The following is a 20198-nucleotide window of genomic DNA, read 5'->3' on the forward strand; positions in this document are numbered from 1 at the left end:
GCGCGCCGTCCCCCATCAACCGGACGCATCCACATGGCTGAGCGTCGCTACCATGGTCCCCGCTCCGGCTTGCTGCTGACGGCCTTCCTGGTCGCCCTCGCGGCCTTGCTGGGCGCCATCAACGGCCTGGGCCGGTTCGACCAGATACTCTATGACCGCGCGATTTCACTAACGGGGCGCCCAGCCGCGCAGGACGTGCTGCTGGTCGCCATGGATGACCAGTCCATCGAGGCGCTGGGCCGCTGGCCCTGGCCGCGCGTCATGCACGCCGCGCTGCTGGACCGACTGCGCGAAGCGCGCGCGGTCGGCCTGGACATCGTGTTCACGGAGGCCAGCCCTCCTGGCCACCGCGACGACCAGCTGCTGGCCGAGGCCATTCGCCGCCACGGCCGGGTGGTCCTGCCGGTGGTGCTGGACAATCTGGAGGCGCCCGTCCAGGCCAGCCTGCCGCTGCAGCCGCTCGCGCAGGCGGCCGCCGGCCTGGGGTATATCAACATCGAGCTCGACAACGACGGCGTGGTGCGCCGCGCCACCTGGACGCGCGACGTCGCCGGCAGGCGGTGGGATCATTTCGCGCTGGCCATGCTGGAGACCGGCGGCGAGGGCGCGCGCGTGGAGGCCCTGCGGAATCGCCTGCCGGACTCGGCCACCACGCTGATTCCCTATTCCGGGCCGCCTGGCCACCTGCGCGCCGTGTCTTATTTGTCGGTGCTGCGCGGCGAAGTGCCGCCCGCCATGCTGCGAGGCAAGTACGTCCTGGTGGGAGCCTGGGCCACCGGGATCGGGGACATCTATCCCGCGCCGGTATCGCACAGCGCCAGCGGCATGTCGGGCGTGGAGATCATGGGCAACCTGCTGCACTCGGCCCGCGAGGGGCTGCTGCTGGAATATGCGGCGCCTTGGCATACCGCGCTGGCCAGCGCCATTCCGGTGCTGCTGTTGTGCCTGGCGCTGCCCAGGCTGTCGCCCCGGCAGGCCGTCGTGTGCAGCGTGGCCCTGCTGGCGCTGGCGCTGGCGGCGGCCCTCGCGGCCCTGCGCTGGGCCAATCTGTGGCTGCCGCCTGGCGCGGCCCTGCTGGGCGTCGCGGTCTGCTATCCCCTGTGGAGCTGGCGCAGCCAGGAAGCCGCACTACGCTACATGGACGGCGAAATGAAACGCTTGCGGATCGAGTATCCGCCGGTGCTGGACGAAGCCGGGCCGCAAGGCGGCCGCATCGGCCGGTCGCTGGATCATTATGTGGGCGAGCTGGACCGGACCCTCAGCCGCGTCCGCAACCTGCGGCGCTTTCTGGCCGACGGGCTGGACGGCATGCCCGATGCCACGCTGGTCATCGACCTGGCGGGGCGGCTGCAATTCCGCAACCGTCCCGCGGTGCTGTACTTCCTTCATCTGAGCATCCGCCCGCCCCGGGTGGGCCAGGTGGTCGCACCGGCGCTGGAGCAAGCATTTTCCGAGCAGGCAACGCGCCAGGTCGTGCACCAGGCCCTGCACGCGTACGGCGCCGCCCAGGCCAACGGCGATACCGCGGCGCAGCGCATCAGCGTCGAGGTGCGCGACCGGGCGGGGCAGGACGTGCTGCTGCGCTGCGCGCCGATCCGCAATGCCACGGGCGGCTATGCCGGCACGGTGGTGACGCTGAGCGACATCACCGCCATACGGCAGGCCGAGCGCCGGCGCGACGAGACCCTCCGCTTCATCTCGCACGATATGCGGGCGCCGCAGAATTCGATTCTCGCCCTGGTCGCGTTGAACCAGCATGACCACGAGGGCAATGGCCCTCCCTCGGAAGCACTGACGCGCATCGCGCACTTGGCCAAACGCACGCTCAGGCTGGTCGACGACTTCATCCAGCTGACGCGCGCCGAGTCGATGGACATTGCCCACATGACGCTCGACCTGGCCGACCTGGTGCGCGAGGCCGCCGACGAGTTCTGGGCCGCCGCGCAGGCGCGCAACATCACGCTGGGCGTGCAGGTGCCGGCCGAGCCGGCGCTGGCCAACGGCGACCAGACGCTGATCATGCGTGCCATCAGCAATTTGCTGGATAACGCCATCAAATACAGCCCGGATGGCAGCCCGGTACAAGTCCGCGTCGTGGCGGGCGCCGATGCCTGGGACATCGAGATCGAGGATGCCGGCCCCGGCATTGCGCCGGACGACCAGGCCCGCCTGTTCGAGCCCTTCTTCCGCACTGGCGACGCACATCGCTCCAGCACGGTCGGCTCCGGCCTCGGCCTGGCGTTCGTGCGCACCGTGGCACAACGCCACGGCGGGGAAGTCGCCGTATACAGCCAGCCCGGGTCGGGCGCACGCTTCGTATTCAGCCTGCCGAAGGCGCTGGCCGAAGCCGATTACGAGGACGGCGCGCGCGCCTAGCGCTGCTCACGCTGACGGGCGCCCCGCGCCGGCCCTAGCGGAATACATGCGAGATCACGGTGGGTTGGCCCGCCTTGACTTCCAGCGTGGTGCGGTAGGGCGGCTGCGCGCTGTTGCGGATCGTCACCGAGTATTTGCCCGGCGCCAGCCGCAAGGTCTTGAGGGGCGGAGTGACCCCGCGCGGCACGCCGTTGATGAGAATCTCGCCCCAGGGACGCACATTTATGCTCACGCGCACCCGGGCCGGCGGCGGCGTCTGCGCTGGCGCGGCGCCGGCGGGCGACGCGTTTCCGGCGGCCGGCTCCGGCAAGGCCGGCGGGTCGGCGGGTATTCCCGGCGCCGCCTCGGCATATCCGGCTTGCCACTCGGCCGCGGGCAGCTCCGCCATCGCCACGGCGGCCGGATCCCGGACCACCGGCGGCGCGACTCGCTCGACCGGAGCGGGAGCGGCTCCCACCACGGGTTCCGAATGGGTAATGACGCCCTCGGGCGCGCCGGTCAGCCGGCCCCACCAGTAGGCCGACACGCCGAGCGTCGCCACGCCCAGCAGGATGGCCCGGACAACCGCACGGAAGCTCTGCCGCTGGACGCGGCCCGGCGCATCCAGGGCGACCGAAGGCGTCGCGGCGTGCGCCGGCGCCACCGCGGGTTCGGCGGCCTGCGGCGGCGCCGGCAGGGCCAGCAATTCGGCCAGGGCCTGGACGGTACGGGGCCGATCGGCGGGCGCAATGGCCAGGCCGGCGTCGACCGCTGCGCAGAACGTCGCGTCGTACTTGGCCAGGTCCATCGTGGCCAGGGGACGATACGTCTCCGAGATGCGGCGCTCGGGCGCAGCGGGCGGCCGCTGGCCGGTGACCAGCGCATACGCCACGGCGCAGAGCGCGTAGATATCGGTCCAGGGCCCGCGCGGCCACTCCGGGTCCTCGGTATAGAGCTCGAACGGGGCATAGCCCGGCGCGGGCGCCTTGGGTTCGGCGGCCGGCGCATAGCCCGACAACGCCATCAAGTGGGCGCGCCCGGTTTCATCGAGGCCGACGGAATGAACCGAAATATCGCCGCAGATCCGTCCTTCCTCGTGCAGCTCCTCGAGGGTGGGGATCAGTTCGGCGATCAACCTCTGGATACGGGCCTGTGGCACCCCGCCCGCGGCAGTCGCGGCGATCGCGCTGAGCGGACGATGGGCAAGGGGCGCGGCGCCGGCGAAGGGCCCGCGCGGGGTGGAAAAGCCGGCGGAGGTAAACATGACCGAAACAGAATGGAAATGCGCGAGAAACCATCGCCTGATACGAAGGGGCTCGATTCTCGCGCAAGCGCCGTGTGCAGTTTACTGGAGTTACTTTTTATAACCGGAACTCGCAGTAAGAAGCATGTTTATTGCATCGCAGCATGCGCTATTGATTCATACAACGGATATTATCCGAGCATCCTTCCCGGGTTCATTTCACAATGGCTACGCCGGGAACAGGATGTGACTTTCCCTTCCACAGGCACAGGCTCAATCGTTCATGAAGACTCGCGCTTTCTTGCCCCCTTTGCTTTGCCTTCTGATCACGCTCGGCGGCTGCGCCGGTCTTGGTTCCAGCCTCGAAGGCCCGCCGTCCCAAGCCGCGCAGGATGCGCTGGCGGAAGTGAAACAGCAATATGCGGCCGGGCAGTACGGCAGCGTCATCCGCACCGTCGCGACGTCCGGCGATATTGCCGCCGCGCCCAAGTCGTTGCGCATCGAGGCGTACAAGCTCCAGGCGTTCAGCTACTGCGTGCGCAACTATGCGCAATTGTGCGAAGACACATTCGTACGCATTTTGCAGCTCGACTCGGCGTTCGTGCTGGCGCCGAACGAAGCCGGCCACCCGCAATGGGGCCCGGTGTTCAAGTCGGCACAGGCGCGCGCCGGACGCTAGCCGCCCCGCCGCATGGCGCCAGGCTTGGCGCCAACGTAAAAAACGGCCGCTGAAGCAATTCAGCGGCCGTTTCAGTTTCGCCCGACGGCCGGCCTGCCGGCCGTCGGTAGCGAAGCGCCTTACTCGGCAGGACCTTCCTGGCCGGCGCCCGAAGGCGGCGGCGTGTCGACATCGACAGTGACCGGCGCATCTTCGAACGGGTTGGCCAGTTGCCGCGCGGCTTCGCGCTCGGCGGCTTCCAGGGCCTCCTTGTCCTTGCGGGCAATGTGATAGGCCAGGCCGGTACCTGCGGGGATCAGGCGACCGACGATGACGTTCTCCTTCAGCCCGCGCAGGTCGTCGCGCTTGCCCATGATGGCGGCTTCGGTCAGGACACGCGTGGTTTCCTGGAACGAGGCCGCCGAAATGAACGAGTCGGTCGACAGCGAGGCCTTGGTGATGCCCAGCAGCACGTTGTCATACGTGGCAGGACGCTTGCCTTCGGCGGTGACGCGGTCGTTCTCGTTGAGCAGCTCGGAACGCTCGACCTGCTCGCCCGGGATGAAGTCGGTATCGCCCGCATCGACGATGTTGACGCGACGCAGCATCTGGCGAACGATCACCTCGATGTGCTTGTCGTTGATCTTCACACCCTGCAGGCGGTAGACGTCCTGGACCTCGTCGACGATGTAGGTCGCCAGCTTCTCGATACCCTGCAGGCGCAGGATGTCGTGCGGGTCGGCCGGGCCGTCGACGATCATTTCGCCCTTGTTCACCACCTGGCCGTCGTGCACCAGCACCTGCTTTTCCTTCGGGATCAGGAACTCGTGGCTGACGCCCTCGAGGTCGGTGATGACCAGGCGCTGCTTGCCCTTGGTGTCCTTGCCGAACGAGACGGTACCCGTGACATCGGCCAGCATGCCGGCGTCCTTGGGCGAACGCGCCTCGAACAGCTCGGCCACACGCGGCAGACCGCCGGTAATATCGCGCGTCTTTTGCGATTCCTGCGGAATACGCGCCAGGACCTCGCCGACCGAGACCTGCTGGCCGTCGCGCACGGTGATCAGCGCGCCCACCGGGAACGAAATGTTCACCGAGTGGTCGGTGCCGGCGATCTTGACGTCCTCGCCGTTCTCGTTGACCAGCTTGATCTGCGGACGGGTGACGCCCTTGCCGCTGCGGGTCTTGGGCGTGATGACCACCAGCGTGGACAGGCCCGTAATCTCGTCGAGCTGCTTGGCCACGGTGACGCCTTCTTCGATGTTCTCGAAGCGCACCGCGCCGCCGTATTCGGACACGATCGGACGGGTCAGCGGATCCCACGTGGCCAGGCGGGTGCCGGCCTTGACGGCTTCGCCGTCGCCCACCAGCACGGTCGCGCCGTACGGGATCTTGTGGCGTTCGCGCTCGCGGCCGTTGTCGTCGTAGATGGCCAGTTCACCGGAGCGCGAGATCGCCACCCGTTCGCCCTTGGCGTTGGTGACGTAGCGCATGGTGCTGGCAAAGCCCACCTTGCCGGTCGACTTGGTTTCCACCGCGCTGGCCAGGGCCGAACGCGACGCCGCGCCACCGATGTGGAACGTACGCATCGTCAGCTGCGTGCCCGGTTCGCCGATCGACTGGGCGGCGATCACGCCCACCGCTTCGCCCACGTTCACGTGCGAGCCGCGGCCGAGGTCGCGGCCGTAGCAGTGCGCGCACAGGCCGTGGCGGGTTTCGCAAGTCAGCGGCGTGCGCACCTTCACTTCGTCGACGCCGATGCGGTCGATCAGGTCGACCAGGTCTTCGTCGAGCAGCGTGCCGGCGGCGATGGCGGTTTCCTGCGTATCGGGATCGACCACGTCGATCGCGGCCACGCGGCCCAGGATGCGGTCGCGCAGCGGCTCGATGACTTCGCCGCCTTCGACCAGCGCCTTCATGGCGTAGCCCTGCGAGGTGCCGCAATCTTCTTCGGTAATGACCAGGTCCTGCGTCACGTCCACCAGGCGGCGGGTCAGGTAGCCCGAGTTCGCCGTCTTCAGCGCGGTGTCGGCCAGGCCCTTACGCGCGCCGTGGGTCGAGATGAAGTACTGCAGTACGTTCAGGCCTTCGCGGAAGTTGGCGGTAATGGGCGTCTCGATGATCGAGCCGTCCGGCTTGGCCATCAGGCCGCGCATGCCGGCCAGCTGGCGGATCTGGGCGGCCGAACCGCGGGCGCCCGAGTCGGCCATCATGTAGATCGAGTTGAACGATTCCTGGCGCACTTCCTCGCCGTGACGGTTCACCACCGGCTCGGTGGCCAGTTGTTCCATCATCGCCTTGCCGACCTTGTCGCTGGCCTTGCCCCAGATGTCCACCACGTTGTTGTAGCGTTCCTGCGACGTGACCAGGCCCGACGAGTACTGCTTGTCGATTTCCTTCACTTCGCGGCTGGCCTCGGCCAGGATGCCTTCCTTGGCCTTGGGGATCAGCATGTCGCCCATGGCGATCGAGATGCCGCCGCGGGTGGCCAGGCGGAAGCCCGACTGCATCAGCTTGTCGGCGAAGATCACCGTGTCGCGCAGGCCGCAGCGACGGAACGACTGGTTGATCAGGCGCGAGATTTCCTTCTTCTTCAGGGCCTTGTTCAGCACCGAGAACGGCAGGCCCTTGGGCAGGATCTCCGACAGCAGGGCGCGGCCGACGGTCGTTTCGTGGCGACGGACCACCGGCTGGAATTCGCCGTTGTCGTCACGCTCGTACTCGGTCAGGCGCACGGTGATGCGCGACTGCAGCTCGACTTCGCCGTTGTCGTAGGCGCGCTGCACTTCGGCCACGTCGGTGAAGAAGATGCCTTCGCCCTTGCCGTTGATGCGCTCGCGCGTCGTGTAGTACAGGCCCAGCACGATGTCCTGCGACGGCACGATCGAGGGCTCGCCGTTGGCCGGGAACAGCACGTTGTTCGAAGCCAGCATGAGGGTGCGCGCTTCCAGCTGGGCTTCCAGCGAGAGCGGCACGTGCACGGCCATCTGGTCACCGTCGAAGTCGGCGTTGAAGGCGGCGCAGACCAGCGGATGCAGCTGGATCGCCTTGCCTTCGATCAGCACCGGCTCGAACGCCTGGATGCCCAGGCGGTGCAGCGTCGGCGCCCGGTTCAGCATGACCGGGTGTTCGCGGATGACCTCTTCGAGAATGTCCCAGACCACCGGTTCCTGGCTTTCGACCAGCTTCTTGGCGGCCTTGATGGTGGTCGCCAGGCCCATCATTTCAAGACGATTGAAAATGAAGGGCTTGAACAGCTCCAGCGCCATCAGCTTGGGCAGGCCGCACTGGTGCAGCTTGAGCTGCGGGCCCACCACGATGACCGAACGGCCCGAGTAGTCGACGCGCTTGCCCAGCAGGTTCTGGCGGAAGCGGCCGCTCTTGCCCTTGATCATGTCGGCCAGCGACTTCAGTTGGCGCTTGTTGGCGCCCGTCATGGCCTTGCCGCGGCGACCGTTGTCCAGCAGCGAGTCGACGGCCTCTTGCAGCATGCGCTTTTCGTTGCGCAGGATGATTTCCGGCGCCTTCAGTTCGAGCAGGCGCTTGAGGCGGTTGTTGCGGTTGATGACCCGGCGGTACAGGTCGTTCAGGTCGGACGTGGCGAAGCGGCCGCCATCGAGCGGCACCAGCGGACGCAGGTCCGGCGGCAGCACGGGCAGCACTTCCATGACCATCCACTCGGCCTTGATGCCCGACTTCTGGAAGCCTTCCAGCACCTTGAGGCGCTTGGAGATCTTCTTGATCTTGGCTTCCGAGCTGGTGGCCTTGAGCTCGCCGCGCAGCGTTTCCACTTCGCGGTCGATGTCGATGGTGCGCAGCAGTTCGCGCACCGCTTCGGCGCCCATCAGGGCGCGGAAGTCGTCACCGTACTCCTCGGTCTTGGCCAGGAAGTCGTCGTCGGACATGATCTGGCCGCGCTTGAGCGGCGTCATGCCGGGCTCGATGACGCACCAGGCCTCGAAGTAGAGCACGCGCTCGATGTCGCGCAGCGTCATGTCCAGCACCATGCCCAGGCGCGAGGGCAGGCTCTTCAGGAACCAGATGTGCGCGACCGGGCTGGCCAGCTCGATGTGGCCCATGCGCTCGCGGCGCACCTTGGCCACCGTGACTTCCACGCCGCACTTCTCGCAGATCACGCCGCGATGCTTCAGGCGCTTGTACTTGCCGCACAAGCACTCGTAGTCCTTGATCGGCCCGAAGATCTTCGAGCAGAACAGGCCATCGCGCTCGGGCTTGAACGTGCGGTAGTTGATGGTTTCGGGCTTGCGGACTTCGCCGTAGGACCACGAACGGATTTTCTCGGGCGAGGCGATGCCGATCTTGATGGCATCGAACTGCTCGTCTTGCGAGACTTGCTTGAAGAGGTCGAGTAGCGCTTTCATTAGTTACGCTCCAGATCCATGTCGAGGGCCAACGAGCGGATTTCCTTGACCAGCACGTTGAACGATTCCGGCATGCCGGCATCGATGACGTGGTCGCCCTTGACGATGTTTTCGTAAACCTTGGTACGGCCGGTGATATCGTCGGACTTCACCGTCAGCATTTCCTGCAGGGTGTAGGCGGCGCCGTAGGCTTCCAGCGCCCACACTTCCATTTCCCCGAAACGCTGGCCGCCGAACTGCGCCTTGCCGCCCAGCGGCTGCTGGGTAACGAGCGAGTACGGACCGGTGGAACGGGCGTGCATCTTGTCGTCGACCAGGTGATGCAGCTTCAGGTAGTGCATGTAGCCGACCGTGACCGGACGTTCGAATTTCTCGCCGGTGCGGCCGTCGAACAGCCATGCCTGCGTGCGCGACTCGGTCAGCTGCATGCGCTGGGCCACCTCGTCGGGGTAGGCCAGTTCCAGCATCTTGCCGATTTCTTCCTCGGTGGCGCCGTCGAACACCGGCGTCGCGAACGGCACGCCGTTCTTGAGGTTCTGCGCCAGTTCCATGACTTCGTCATCGGTCAGGGTGTCGATCTGCGCGCCGGTGCCGGTGGTGTTGTAGACCTTGTCCAGGTAGGCGCGCACGTTCTTCACCTGCGCCGTGCGCTCGTCGCGCAGCATGTCGGCGATGCGATGGCCCACGCCCTTGGCGGCCCAGCCGAGGTGCACTTCCAGCACCTGGCCGACGTTCATCCGCGAGGGCACGCCCAGCGGGTTCAGCACGATGTCGGCGGGCGTGCCGTCGGCCATGTGGGGCATGTCCTCGACCGGCGTAATGCGCGAGACCACGCCCTTGTTGCCGTGGCGGCCGGCCATCTTGTCGCCGGGCTGCAGGCGACGCTTGACGGCCAGGTAGACTTTGATCATCTTGAGCACGCCCGGGGGCAGCTCGTCGCCTTGCGTCAGCTTCTTGCGCTTCTCTTCGAAGGCCAGGTCGAACTGGTGACGCTTCTGCTCGAGCGATTCCTTGGCCTGCTCCAGCACCACGGCGTGCGGCTCGTCGGCCAGCCGGATGTCGAACCATTGCCAACGGTCCAGGTCCGCCAGGTAGGCCTTGGTGATGGTGGCGCCCTTGGCCAGCTTGCGCGGGCCGCCGTTGACCGTCTTGCCGATCAGCATCTTCTCGATACGGTCGAACTGGTCGTTCTCGACGATGCGCAGCTGGTCGTTCAGGTCCTGGCGATAGCGGCGCAGTTCATCGTCGATGATGGACTGGGCGCGCTTGTCGCGCACGATGCCTTCGCGCGTGAACACCTGCACGTCGATGACGGTGCCGACCATGCCCGAGGGCACGCGCAGCGAGGTGTCTTTCACGTCGGACGCTTTTTCGCCAAAGATGGCGCGCAGCAGTTTTTCTTCCGGCGTCAGCTGGGTCTCGCCCTTGGGCGTGACCTTGCCCACCAGCACGTCGTCGGCGGTGACTTCGGCGCCGATGTAGACGATGCCGGAATCATCCAGGCGGTTCAGCTGGGTTTCGGCCAGGTTGCTGATGTCGCGGGTGATTTCCTCGGGCCCGAGCTTGGTGTCGCGCGCCACCACCGTCAGTTCCTCGATGTGGATCGAGGTGTAGCGGTCGTCGGCCACGACCTTTTCCGAGATCAGGATCGAGTCTTCGAAGTTGTAGCCGTTCCAGGGCATGAACGCGATCAGCATGTTCTGCCCCAGCGCCAGTTCGCCCAGGTCGGTGGACGCGCCATCGGCCAGCACATCGCCCTTGGCGACCTTGTCGCCGCGCTTGACGATGGGACGCTGGTTGATGTTGGTGTTCTGGTTGGAACGGGTGTACTTGATCAGGTTGTAGATGTCGACACCGACTTCGCCGGCGACGTTTTCTTCGTCGTTGACGCGGATCACGACACGCTCGGCGTCGACATGGTCGACCACGCCGCCGCGCAGGGCCTGCACGGTGGTGCCGGAGTCGACCGCCACGGTGCGCTCGATGCCGGTGCCCACCACCGGCTTCTCGGGACGCAGGCAGGGCACGGCCTGGCGTTGCATGTTGGCGCCCATCAGCGCGCGGTTGGCGTCGTCGTGCTCCAGGAACGGAATCAGCGAAGCCGCCACCGAGACGATCTGCGACGGGGCCACGTCCATGTAGTGCACGTTGGCCGGCGCCGTCAGCATGGTTTCGCCCGCTTCGCGGCACGCCACCAGGTCATCGACGAAACGGCCTTCGTCATCCAGCGCGGCGTTGGCCTGGGCGATGACGTAGTTGCTTTCTTCGATGGCCGACAGGTAGTCGATCTGGTCGCTGACCTTGCCGTCGATGATCTTGCGGTAAGGCGTCTCCAGGAAGCCGTACTCGTTCAGGCGGGCGTACAGCGCCATGGAGTTGATCAGGCCGATGTTCGGGCCTTCCGGCGTTTCGATCGGGCAGACGCGGCCATAGTGCGTGGGATGCACGTCGCGCACTTCGAAGCCGGCGCGTTCGCGGGTCAGGCCGCCCGGGCCCAGGGCGGAGACACGACGCTTGTGCGTGATCTCCGACAGGGGGTTGGTCTGGTCCATGAACTGCGACAGCTGGCTCGAACCGAAGAACTCCTTGATGGCGGCCGAGATCGGCTTGGAGTTGATCAGGTCGTGCGGCATCAGGTTTTCGGTCTCGGCCTGGCCCAGACGCTCCTTGACGGCGCGTTCGACGCGCACCAGGCCGGCGCGGAACTGGTTCTCGGCCAGTTCGCCGACGCAGCGCACGCGGCGGTTGCCCAGGTGATCGATATCGTCGATCTGGCCGCGGCCGTTGCGCAGCTCGACCAGCACCTTGATGGTCTCGAGGATGTCCTCGTTGGTCAGCGTCATGGGACCGGTGATGTCCTCACCACGGCCCAGGCGGCTGTTGACCTTCATGCGGCCCACGCGCGACAGGTCGTAGGTTTCCTCGCTGTAGAACAGGCGCTGGAACAACGCCTCGACCGCGTCCTCGGTGGGCGGTTCGCCGGGGCGCATCATGCGGTAGATGGCCACGCGCGCGGCCATCTGGTCGGCGGTTTCGTCGGTGCGCAGCGTCTGCGAGATGTACGGGCCACGGTCCAGGTCGTTGGTGTACAGCGTCTGGATTTCACGCACGTTGGCCGCCCGCAGCGCGCCCAGCACGCTTTCGGTGATCTCGTCGTTGGCATGCGCCACCACTTCGCCGGTCTCGGCGTCGACGATGTTCTTGGCCAGCACGCGGCCATACAGGAACTCTTCCGGCACCGAGATGCGCTGGATGCCGGCGGCGGCCATGTCGCGCAGATGCTTGGCGTTGATGCGCTTGTCCTTCTCGACGATGACCTTGCCATCGCGATCGGAGATGTCGAAGCGCGCCATCTCGCCCTTCCAACGCTCGGGCACGAACTCGATCATGCCGCCTTCGTTCTTGAGCTCGAAATTATCGAAGTCGAAGAAGTGCGCCAGGATCGACTCCGGCGTCATGCCGATGGCCTTGAGCAGGATCGTCACGGGCATCTTGCGGCGACGGTCGACACGGAAGAACAGGATGTCCTTGGGGTCGAATTCGAAGTCGAGCCACGAGCCGCGGTAGGGAATCACGCGGGCCGAGAACAGCAGCTTGCCCGAACTGTGGGTCTTGCCACGGTCGTGCTCGAAGAACACGCCCGGCGAGCGGTGCAGCTGCGAGACGATGACACGCTCGGTGCCGTTGATGACGAACGAACCGGTGCCCGTCATGAGCGGAATTTCGCCCATGTAGACTTCCTGTTCTTTCACTTCCTTGATGGTCGGCTTGCTGACTTCGCGGTCGAGCAGCACCAGGCGCACCTTGGCGCGCAGCGGCGACGCGTAGGTCAGGCCACGTTGCTGACATTCCTTGACATCAAACACCGGCTCGCCCAGCACGTAGCTGACGAACTCCAAGCGCGCCATCCCGTTATGGCTGACAATCGGGAAAATCGACGAAAACGCCGCCTGCAGACCATCGTTGGCACGATCAGCGGGGGGAGTATCCGCCTGCAGGAAAGTTAGGTAGGATTGAAGCTGCGTGGCAAGCAGGAAGGGTACGTTCTGAACGTCTTCACGCTTGGCGAAGCTTTTGCGGATGCGCTTTTTTTCGGTGTACGAGTAAGGCATGAGCACTCCGACTCGAGGTTGCATGGGCCGTCAACCACGGCCCCAGGTGATACGACTCCAGGAAACCTCTCTGCAAAGGACACCCCGGCAGTAGGGGTTTCCTGGAAACGCAAAAGCCCGGGGACGGCAAATTGCGCTGTCCCCGGGCGTCGACGCAAAGTCTTACTTGAGTTCGACCTTGGCGCCGGCTTCTTCCAGCTTCTTCTTGGCGGCTTCGGCGTCAGCCTTGGCGATGCCTTCCTTGACGGGCTTCGGCGCGCCGTCGACCAGGTCCTTGGCTTCCTTCAGACCCAGGCCGGTCAGTTCGCGCACGGCCTTGATGACGCTCACCTTGTTGGCGCCGGCTTCGGCCAGCACAACGGTGAACTCGGTCTGCTCTTCGGCAGCGGCGGCGGCGCCACCGGCAGCGGGAGCAGCCACGGCCACGGCGGCGGCGGCAGCCGACACGCCAAACTTCTCTTCCATTTCCTTGATCAGCTCGGACAGCTCGAGCACGGTCATGCCAGCGATGGCGTCAAGGATTTCAGCTTTGCTAAGTGCCATTTTTCAGAACTCCAAAATTGGATAAATGCCAGGTTGGGTGTCGCTCGGTCGTTCAGCGAATTCCGCGGGCGGTGGCTTACGCCGCCGCCTTCTGGTCGCGCACGGCAGCCAGGCCGCGGGCGAACTTGGTCGGAACTTCGTTGAGCGTACGTACGAATTGCGCGATGGGGGCTTGCATGGTGCCCAGCAGTTTCGACAGCAACTCTTCGCGCGAGGGCATGGTGGCCAGGGCCTTCACGCCTTCTTGGTTCAACAGGTTGTTGGGCAGCGAGCCCGCCTTGATGACCAGCTTGTCGTTGCTCTTCGCGAAATCTGCCAGGACCTTGGCCGCCGAAACCGGATCGTTGCTGATCCCGTAGATCAGCGGACCGGTCAGTTGCTCGGACAGCGGCTCGAAAGCCGTGCCGGCAACCGCACGACGGGCCAGCGTGTTCTTCAGAACACGCAGGTACACGCCCGATTCACGCGCAGTCTTGCGCAGTACGGTGACAGAGGCGACGTCCAGACCACGGTACTCGGCGATAACGATCGACTGGGCCTTGGCAACAGCTGCCGAGACTTCCTCGATCACCACCGCTTTCTCTTGACGATTGAGACTCACGGTTTGAACACTCCATCAAAAGACGCCTGGGGCCTTGGCCTTGCGCGTCAACCGAATGCGGCGCCTGGTTGAGTTCTTCGGGTAAAGAAATCTTCCTGGGGACGCCGTCTACGCTGGATCCGGACCGGGTTGGCTCCGGGATTAAGCGGGGCACCTGCGATACGGCTGCCTGCGCCCTGCTCCAGCGGTCTTTGACAGCAACATCCGGTGTGACCCGGATGCAGCCCAAAGTTCGTTTTTGCCTCGGCCGATCAGTTGGCCGACAGCGATGCCACTTCCACGCGCGCACCGCCGCCCATGGTGGACGACACGGCGAGCTTGCGCAGATAAATACCCTTGGCGGCGGCGGGGCGAGCCTTCTGCAGGGCATCGACCAGCGCGGCCAGGTTGGTTTGCAACTGTTCCACGCCGAACGAGGCGCGGCCGATGGTGGCGTGAATGATGCCCGCCTTGTCGGTACGGTACTGGACCTGGCCGGCCTTGGCGTTCTTCACCGCCGTGGCGACGTCCGGGGTCACGGTGCCGACCTTGGGGTTCGGCATCAGGCCACGCGGGCCCAGGACCTGGCCCAGGGCACCCACGACACGCATGGTGTCGGGCGAGGCGATGACCACGTCGAAATCGATCTGGCCACCCTTGATGCGCTCGGCCAGGTCTTCCAGGCCGACGATGTCGGCGCCGGCCGCACGGGCGGCCTCGGCCTTGTCGCCCTGGGCGAACACGGCCACACGGACGGCCTTGCCGGTACCGGCGGGCAGCACCACGGAGCCGCGGACCAGCTGGTCGGACTTCTTGGGGTCGATGCCGAGCTGCACCGCCACGTCGATGGACTCATCGAACTTGGCGGTGGCGGTTTCCTTGACCAGGGTCAGGGCTTCGGCCACGGGGTACAGCTTGGTGCGGTCGATTTTCTTGGCGATGGCGGCGGCGCGCTTGGACAGTTTTGCCATGATCAGATCCCCTCAACCGTGATGCCCATGCTGCGGGCGCTGCCAGCGATCGTGCGAACGGCGGCTTCCAGGTCGGCCGCGGTCAGATCGGGTTCCTTGGTCTTGGCAATTTCCTCGGCCTGGGCGCGAGTCAGCTTGCCGACCTTGTCGGTATGCGGCTTGGACGAGCCCTTTTGCACGCCGGCGGCCTTCTTGATGAGGACCGTCGCGGGCGGGGTCTTCATGATGAAGGTGAAGCTCTTGTCCGCGAAGGCGGTGATCACCACCGGAATCGGCAGACCGGGCTCCATGCCCTGGGTCTTGGCGTTGAACGCCTTGCAGAATTCCATGATGTTCAGGCCACGCTGACCCAGCGCCGGGCCAATCGGGGGAGAGGGGTTTGCCTTACCAGCCGGCACTTGCAGCTTGATAAAGCCGACGATCTTCTTCGCCATGCTTTGCTCCTTGCGGGTTCAATCGCCCGCCGCCAGATGCGGCGAGCTCCCCGGGGTTGAAAATCAGGTCTTCTCGACCTGGCTGAAATCGAGCTCGACGGGCGTGGCGCGGCCAAAAATGGTGACAGACACGCGCACCTTGCTCTTTTCGTAATTGACTTCCTCGACGTTGCCGTTGAAGTCTGCAAACGGACCTTCCTTCACGCGAACCATCTCGCCCACTTCGAACAGGATCTTGGGGCGGGGTTTCTCGACACCCTCTTCCATCTGGGAGAGGATCTTCTCGACTTCCTTTTCGGAAATCGGCGTGGGACGATTGCCCGAGCCACCCAGGAAGCCGGTGACGCGGTTGGTGTTCTTCACCAGGTGCCAGGTTTCGTCGGTGAGATCCATCTCGACCAGCACGTAACCCGGGAAAATGCGGCGCTCGCTGATGGACTTCTGGCCGCCCTTCATTTCGACGACCTCTTCCGAAGGCACCAGGATGCGGCCGAACGACGTCTGCAGGCCCGCGCGCTCGATGCGCTCGTTCAGGGCCTTGTGGACGCTTTTCTCCATGCCGGAGTACACATGGACGACATACCAACGTTTGCTCATTCGGCGTCCTTATTTCCAGCCCAGCAACAGGCCGTAGAGTATCCACTCGATGCCCTTGTCGAGCACCCACATGAGCAAGCCCATGACCGCGACGAAGGCGAACACGATCCCGGTCATCTGGGTCGTTTCCTTGCGGGTCGGCCAGGAAACGCGCTTGGCTTCGTTGAACGACTCGCCGGCGAAGCTCAGGGTGCGGCGACCGGGCTCGCTGGACCAGGCGATCAGGGCGGCAAGCACCAGGCCGCCGACGAACACGCCGATGCGGGCAGCCATGGGCTGGGCGCTGAGCACCGAAAACCCGACGATGCCAGCAATAACAACAAGCACCGCCAGGCCAAGCTTGATCCGGTCGGCAGTACTGGTTACGGTTTCTACGCTGGTATTAGACATTTTGCGACGCGAGCCCGCCTTCAATGCGCGACTTGCGGTGATCTCCCGGCGGATTTAAGAGCGACGAGCGGGGTTGACAACGAACTGGGCCATGGTTTCCGGCCGCGATGGCGACCGATAGGATGGCAGGGGCAGTAGGAATCGAACCTACAACCTTCGGTTTTGGAGACCGACGCTCTGCCAATTGAGCTATACCCCTAAAACCTCTTGCGAGTATGTATGGCGACTTGCGGAACCATACATAGTACTACTTTTCCGACAAACATGGGAAGCGGGCCCAGAAGGGCCGGCTTCCCCATGTTAAAACGCCTGGCTTAGGCGATGATTTTGGCGACGACGCCGGCGCCGACGGTACGACCGCCTTCACGGATGGCGAAGCGCAGGCCTTCTTCCATGGCGATCGGCGCCAGCAGCTTGACCGTCATCGACACGTTGTCGCCCGGCAGCACCATTTCCTTGTCCTTGGGCAGCTCGATCGAGCCCGTCACGTCCGTCGTACGGAAGTAGAACTGCGGACGGTAGCCGTTGAAGAACGGCGTGTGGCGGCCGCCTTCTTCCTTGGACAGAATGTACACCTCGGCCGTGAACTCCGTGTGCGGGGTGATCGAACCCGGCTTGGCCAGCACCTGGCCACGCTCGACTTCTTCACGCTTGGTGCCGCGCAGCAGAATACCCACGTTGTCGCCCGCCTGGCCCTGGTCCAGCAGCTTGCGGAACATCTCCACGCCCGTGCAGGTCGTCTTCACCGTCGGCTTGATGCCCACGATCTCGATTTCCTCGCCAACCTTGATCACGCCGCGCTCGACCCGACCCGTGACCACCGTACCACGACCCGAGATCGAGAACACGTCTTCCACCGGCATCAGGAACGCACCGTCGACCGCGCGCTCCGGCGTCGGGATGTACGTGTCCAGCGCCTCGGCCAGCTTCAGGATCGCCTGCTCGCCCAGCTCGCCCTTGTCGCCTTCCAGCGCCAGCTTGGCCGAACCCTTGATGATCGGCGTATCGTCGCCGGGAAAGTCGTACTTCGACAGCAGCTCGCGGACTTCCATTTCCACCAGCTCCAGCAGCTCCGCGTCATCGACCATGTCCGCCTTGTTCAGGAACACGATGATGTACGGCACGCCAACCTGGCGGCTCAGCAGAATGTGCTCGCGCGTCTGCGGCATCGGGCCGTCCGCGGCCGAGCACACCAGGATCGCGCCGTCCATCTGCGCCGCGCCCGTGATCATGTTCTTCACGTAGTCAGCGTGGCCCGGGCAGTCAACGTGCGCGTAGTGACGGTTCTCCGTCTCGTATTCCACGTGCGCCGTGTTGATCGTGATCCCACGCGCCTTCTCTTCCGGCGCCGCGTCGATCTGGTCGTAGCCGCGGGCTTCCCCGCCGAACTTCGTCGACAGCACCGTCGTGATCGCCGCCGTCAACGTCGTTTTGCCGTGGTCAACGTGACCAATCGTACCCACGTTCACGTGCGGCTTGGTACGTTCAAACTTGCCTTTTGCCATGGCTGACTCCTGACCTGGATTGAAGCTTCTGACTAAGAAGAGAACAAAAAGTAGTGGTGCCCATGACGCGGATCGAACGCGTGACCTCTCCCTTACCAAGGGAGTGCTCTACCACTGAGCCACATGGGCAAATTCTGGAGCGGGTGAAGGGAATCGAACCCTCGTCGTAAGCTTGGAAGGCTTCTGCTCTACCATTGAGCTACACCCGCGGGCATACCTTTCACCACTCGGCCCCTATTCCGCAACGCCCGCCGCACGCAAACGCACGGAAAACCAAGGGCCTTACACTGCAAATCCAGGCTATACGCCTGGATTTGGAATATGGGTCTCTGGTGGAGGAGGTTGGATTCGAACCAACGTAGGCGCAAGGCCAACAGATTTACAGTCTGCCCCCTTTAACCACTCGGGCACCCCTCCAGCGGAGAACTAGGGATTATGAACACTTTCATTTTGAAAGTCAAATCACCCAGTTCGCGAACCACAGATTCAGTAGCGGTCGAAGAAATCCTGCAGGGCGGCCGGATCCTGGGTCAGGGACAGGCCCAGCATGAGCAGGATGCGGGCCTTCTGCGGGCTGAGCTCGCCGGCCGCGATGAAGCCCAGCGCATCGTCATCCACTTCGACATTGCGGGCCACCCGACCGCTGCCGGTGCGGCTGGCGCGCACCACCGCCACCCCTGCCCCGGCGGCCCGCTGCAGGGCCCGCAGGGCCAGGTCCGTGGCATTGCCGTCGCCCACCCCGGCCAGCACGATGCCGCGCGAGCGGGCGGCGAGAAAATCGACCAGCTCGCCATCCAGCCCCACCCCCGCGTGGACGACGTCGACGCGAGGCCAGCCGGCGGCCTCCAGCGCCTGCAGCGAAAACGCGCTGGCGGTGGAATGGAGCGTATCGTTGCGGGAGAAAAAGCTGGCCGCGCTGCCCCGCATCACCCCGGCCCGCCCGCGATTGGGCGACGCGAAGGCGTTCACGCCCGCGCAGGCGACTTTCTGCACCTCGCGGGCGTAGTGGATATCTTCGTTCATGACGACCAGCGGCCCGCGGCCGCGCGCGGCCGCGTTGCCGGCCAGCGCCACGGCGTGGAACAGGTTGGCCGGGCCGTCGGCGCCCGGCGCGGTGGCCGGCCGCATGGCGCCCACCAGCACCAGCGGTTTGTCGTGGCGGATGACCAGGCTGAGGAAATACGCGGTTTCCTCGAGCGTGTCGGTGCCGTGGGTCACCACGATGCCGTCGACGGCCGGGTCGCGGCACAGCGCCTCGATGCGCCGCGCCAGCTCGGCCCATACGGCATGCGTCATGTTCTGGCTGCCGACGTTGGCGACCTGTTCGGCCTGGATGCGCGCCAGGCGCTCCAGGCCCGGCACGGCGGCCAGCAGCTGGCCCACCGGCACGGCGCCGGCGCGGTAGGCATGGGCCGCGTCTTCAGACTGAGCGCCGGCGATGGTACCGCCGGTGGCCAGCAGCGCGATCGCCGGCAGGCGCTCAGGCATCCAGCACCCCGGACAGGCCCTGGCGTTCGAGCAGCGAGTTCAGGTGCTCCCAGCCGTGGAAATCGATGACGATCTGGCCCTTTTCGCGGGCCCCGACTTTCAGGGCGACCTTGGTGCCGAGATGGTCGGACAGCGCCTCTTCGAGGCGCGCCACATCCCGCGAAGCGCCGTTGGGTTTCTTGCGCGGCGCGCTTTCCGTTTCTTTGGCGGTCTTGGCGACCAGCTTTTCCGCCTCGCGCACCGACAGGCGCCGCGCGATGATCTGGTTGGCCAGCTGGATCTGCATGGCGGCGTCCACCGCCAGCAGCGCGCGCGCATGGCCCATGTCGATGTCGCCAGCCAGCAGCATGGTCTGCACCGGGCTGGCGAGGTTCATGAGCCGCAGCAGGTTGCTGGTGGCCGAACGCGAGCGGCCGATGGCCTGGGCGGCCTGTTCGTGGGTAAGGCCGAATTCGTCGAGCAGGCGGCGTACGCCCTGGGCCTCTTCGAGCGGGTTCAGGTCTTCGCGCTGGATGTTCTCGATCAGCGCCATCACCGCGGCGTTCTCGTCGGCGACTTCGCGCACCAGCACGGGGACTTCCTTCAGCCCTGCCAGCTGGGCGGCGCGGAAGCGGCGTTCGCCGGCGATGATCTCGTAATGGCCGGGGTCGTCGTTGAGGGCGCGCACCAGGATGGGCTGCATGATGCCCTGGGTGCGGATGGAATCGGCCAGCTCGTTCAGCGCACCTTCGTCCATGCGGGTGCGCGGCTGGTATTTGCCGGCGCGCATCTTGCCGACCGGCAGCGTGGACGGCGGGCCGTCGGGCTTGGCCGCAGCGGCTTTGCCGATGGTGTCGATGGCCGGGCCGTCCGCCCCGAGCAGGGCGTCAAGTCCGCGACCGAGACCTTTGGGTTTCTTGGTGGCCATGTCGAATCAGTCCTTTGTTTTAGCTTTCAGGTT

The 20198-nt window shown here is 65.3% G+C and carries 14 protein-coding genes and 4 tRNA genes; 2 read left to right on the forward strand and 16 right to left on the reverse strand.

Translation table 11 applies throughout. The features are described from left to right. The first annotated feature begins 33 nt into the window (after positions 1-33). Entirely contained in the window at positions 34-2376 is a 2343-nt protein-coding gene (locus tag CAL24_RS23620; protein WP_094808080.1) for a CHASE2 domain-containing protein, read from the forward strand. A gap of 34 nt (positions 2377-2410) precedes the next feature. Here the strand turns inward: CAL24_RS23620 and CAL24_RS23625 are convergent, their stop codons facing one another. Continuing rightward, positions 2411-3619: a hypothetical protein gene (locus CAL24_RS23625; RefSeq protein ID WP_094808081.1), complete on the reverse strand. Its 1209-nt coding sequence runs from the start codon at positions 3617-3619 to the stop codon at positions 2411-2413. 262 nt (positions 3620-3881) lie between these two features. On the opposite strand from CAL24_RS23625, the gene CAL24_RS23630 reads away from it, so the two are divergent. Further along, positions 3882-4277, forward strand: coding sequence for a TssQ family T6SS-associated lipoprotein (locus tag CAL24_RS23630; protein ID WP_028355606.1), 396 nt, complete (start codon positions 3882-3884; stop codon positions 4275-4277). 119 nt (positions 4278-4396) lie between these two features. Here the strand turns inward: CAL24_RS23630 and rpoC are convergent, their stop codons facing one another. The 15 genes from rpoC to CAL24_RS23705 all read right to left on the reverse strand — a co-directional run bounded on the left by rpoC (position 4397) and on the right by CAL24_RS23705 (position 20165). After that, complete coding sequence (gene rpoC / locus CAL24_RS23635; protein WP_028355605.1) at positions 4397-8638, reverse strand: DNA-directed RNA polymerase subunit beta'; 4242 nt, start codon at positions 8636-8638, stop codon at positions 4397-4399. Next, positions 8638-12750: a DNA-directed RNA polymerase subunit beta gene (gene rpoB, locus CAL24_RS23640; protein WP_028355604.1), complete on the reverse strand. Its 4113-nt coding sequence runs from the start codon at positions 12748-12750 to the stop codon at positions 8638-8640. Before rpoB ends, rpoC begins: the two co-directional genes overlap by 1 nt. 162 nt (positions 12751-12912) lie before the next feature. Then, positions 12913-13293: a 50S ribosomal protein L7/L12 gene (gene rplL, locus CAL24_RS23645; protein ID WP_028355603.1), complete on the reverse strand. Its 381-nt coding sequence runs from the start codon at positions 13291-13293 to the stop codon at positions 12913-12915. A 76-nt stretch (positions 13294-13369) separates the two neighbouring features. Then, a complete protein-coding gene (gene rplJ, locus CAL24_RS23650) occupies positions 13370-13894 on the reverse strand; it encodes a 50S ribosomal protein L10 (protein ID WP_028355602.1) in 525 nt (174 codons plus the stop codon). Positions 13895-14145: 251 nt separating this feature from the next. Beyond that, complete coding sequence (gene rplA, locus CAL24_RS23655) at positions 14146-14844, reverse strand: 50S ribosomal protein L1 (RefSeq protein WP_028355601.1); 699 nt, start codon at positions 14842-14844, stop codon at positions 14146-14148. Between the two features lie 2 nt (positions 14845-14846). Then, positions 14847-15278, reverse strand: coding sequence for a 50S ribosomal protein L11 (gene rplK, locus CAL24_RS23660; protein ID WP_028355600.1), 432 nt, complete (start codon positions 15276-15278; stop codon positions 14847-14849). Between the two features lie 63 nt (positions 15279-15341). Further along, on the reverse strand, positions 15342-15875 hold the full coding sequence (gene nusG / locus CAL24_RS23665) for a transcription termination/antitermination protein NusG (RefSeq protein WP_012251787.1): 534 nt from the start codon (positions 15873-15875) through the stop codon (positions 15342-15344). Positions 15876-15884: 9 nt separating this feature from the next. Then, complete coding sequence (gene secE, locus CAL24_RS23670) at positions 15885-16265, reverse strand: preprotein translocase subunit SecE (RefSeq protein ID WP_028355599.1); 381 nt, start codon at positions 16263-16265, stop codon at positions 15885-15887. 123 nt (positions 16266-16388) lie between these two features. Further along, positions 16389-16464 (reverse strand) — tRNA-Trp (locus CAL24_RS23675). Positions 16465-16579: 115 nt separating this feature from the next. Further along, positions 16580-17770: an elongation factor Tu gene (gene tuf, locus CAL24_RS23680; RefSeq protein WP_094808077.1), complete on the reverse strand. Its 1191-nt coding sequence runs from the start codon at positions 17768-17770 to the stop codon at positions 16580-16582. A gap of 54 nt (positions 17771-17824) precedes the next feature. Beyond that, positions 17825-17899: transfer RNA gene (locus tag CAL24_RS23685), tRNA-Thr, on the reverse strand. 6 nt (positions 17900-17905) lie between these two features. Then, positions 17906-17979: transfer RNA gene (locus CAL24_RS23690), tRNA-Gly, on the reverse strand. A 121-nt stretch (positions 17980-18100) separates the two neighbouring features. Beyond that, a tRNA-Tyr gene (locus CAL24_RS23695) sits at positions 18101-18187 on the reverse strand. A 69-nt stretch (positions 18188-18256) separates the two neighbouring features. Continuing rightward, the gene (locus tag CAL24_RS23700) at positions 18257-19258 is read right to left on the reverse strand and encodes an asparaginase (protein ID WP_094808082.1); all 1002 of its coding nucleotides are present in this window, start codon (positions 19256-19258) and stop codon (positions 18257-18259) included. Continuing rightward, on the reverse strand, positions 19251-20165 hold the full coding sequence (locus CAL24_RS23705; protein WP_028353919.1) for a ParB/RepB/Spo0J family partition protein: 915 nt from the start codon (positions 20163-20165) through the stop codon (positions 19251-19253). Before CAL24_RS23705 ends, CAL24_RS23700 begins: the two co-directional genes overlap by 8 nt. Between the last annotated feature and the right edge of the window lie 33 nt (positions 20166-20198).

The sequence above is a fragment of the Bordetella genomosp. 2 genome (assembly GCF_002261345.1).
Taxonomy (GTDB): Bacteria; Pseudomonadota; Gammaproteobacteria; order Burkholderiales; family Burkholderiaceae_B; genus Bordetella_A.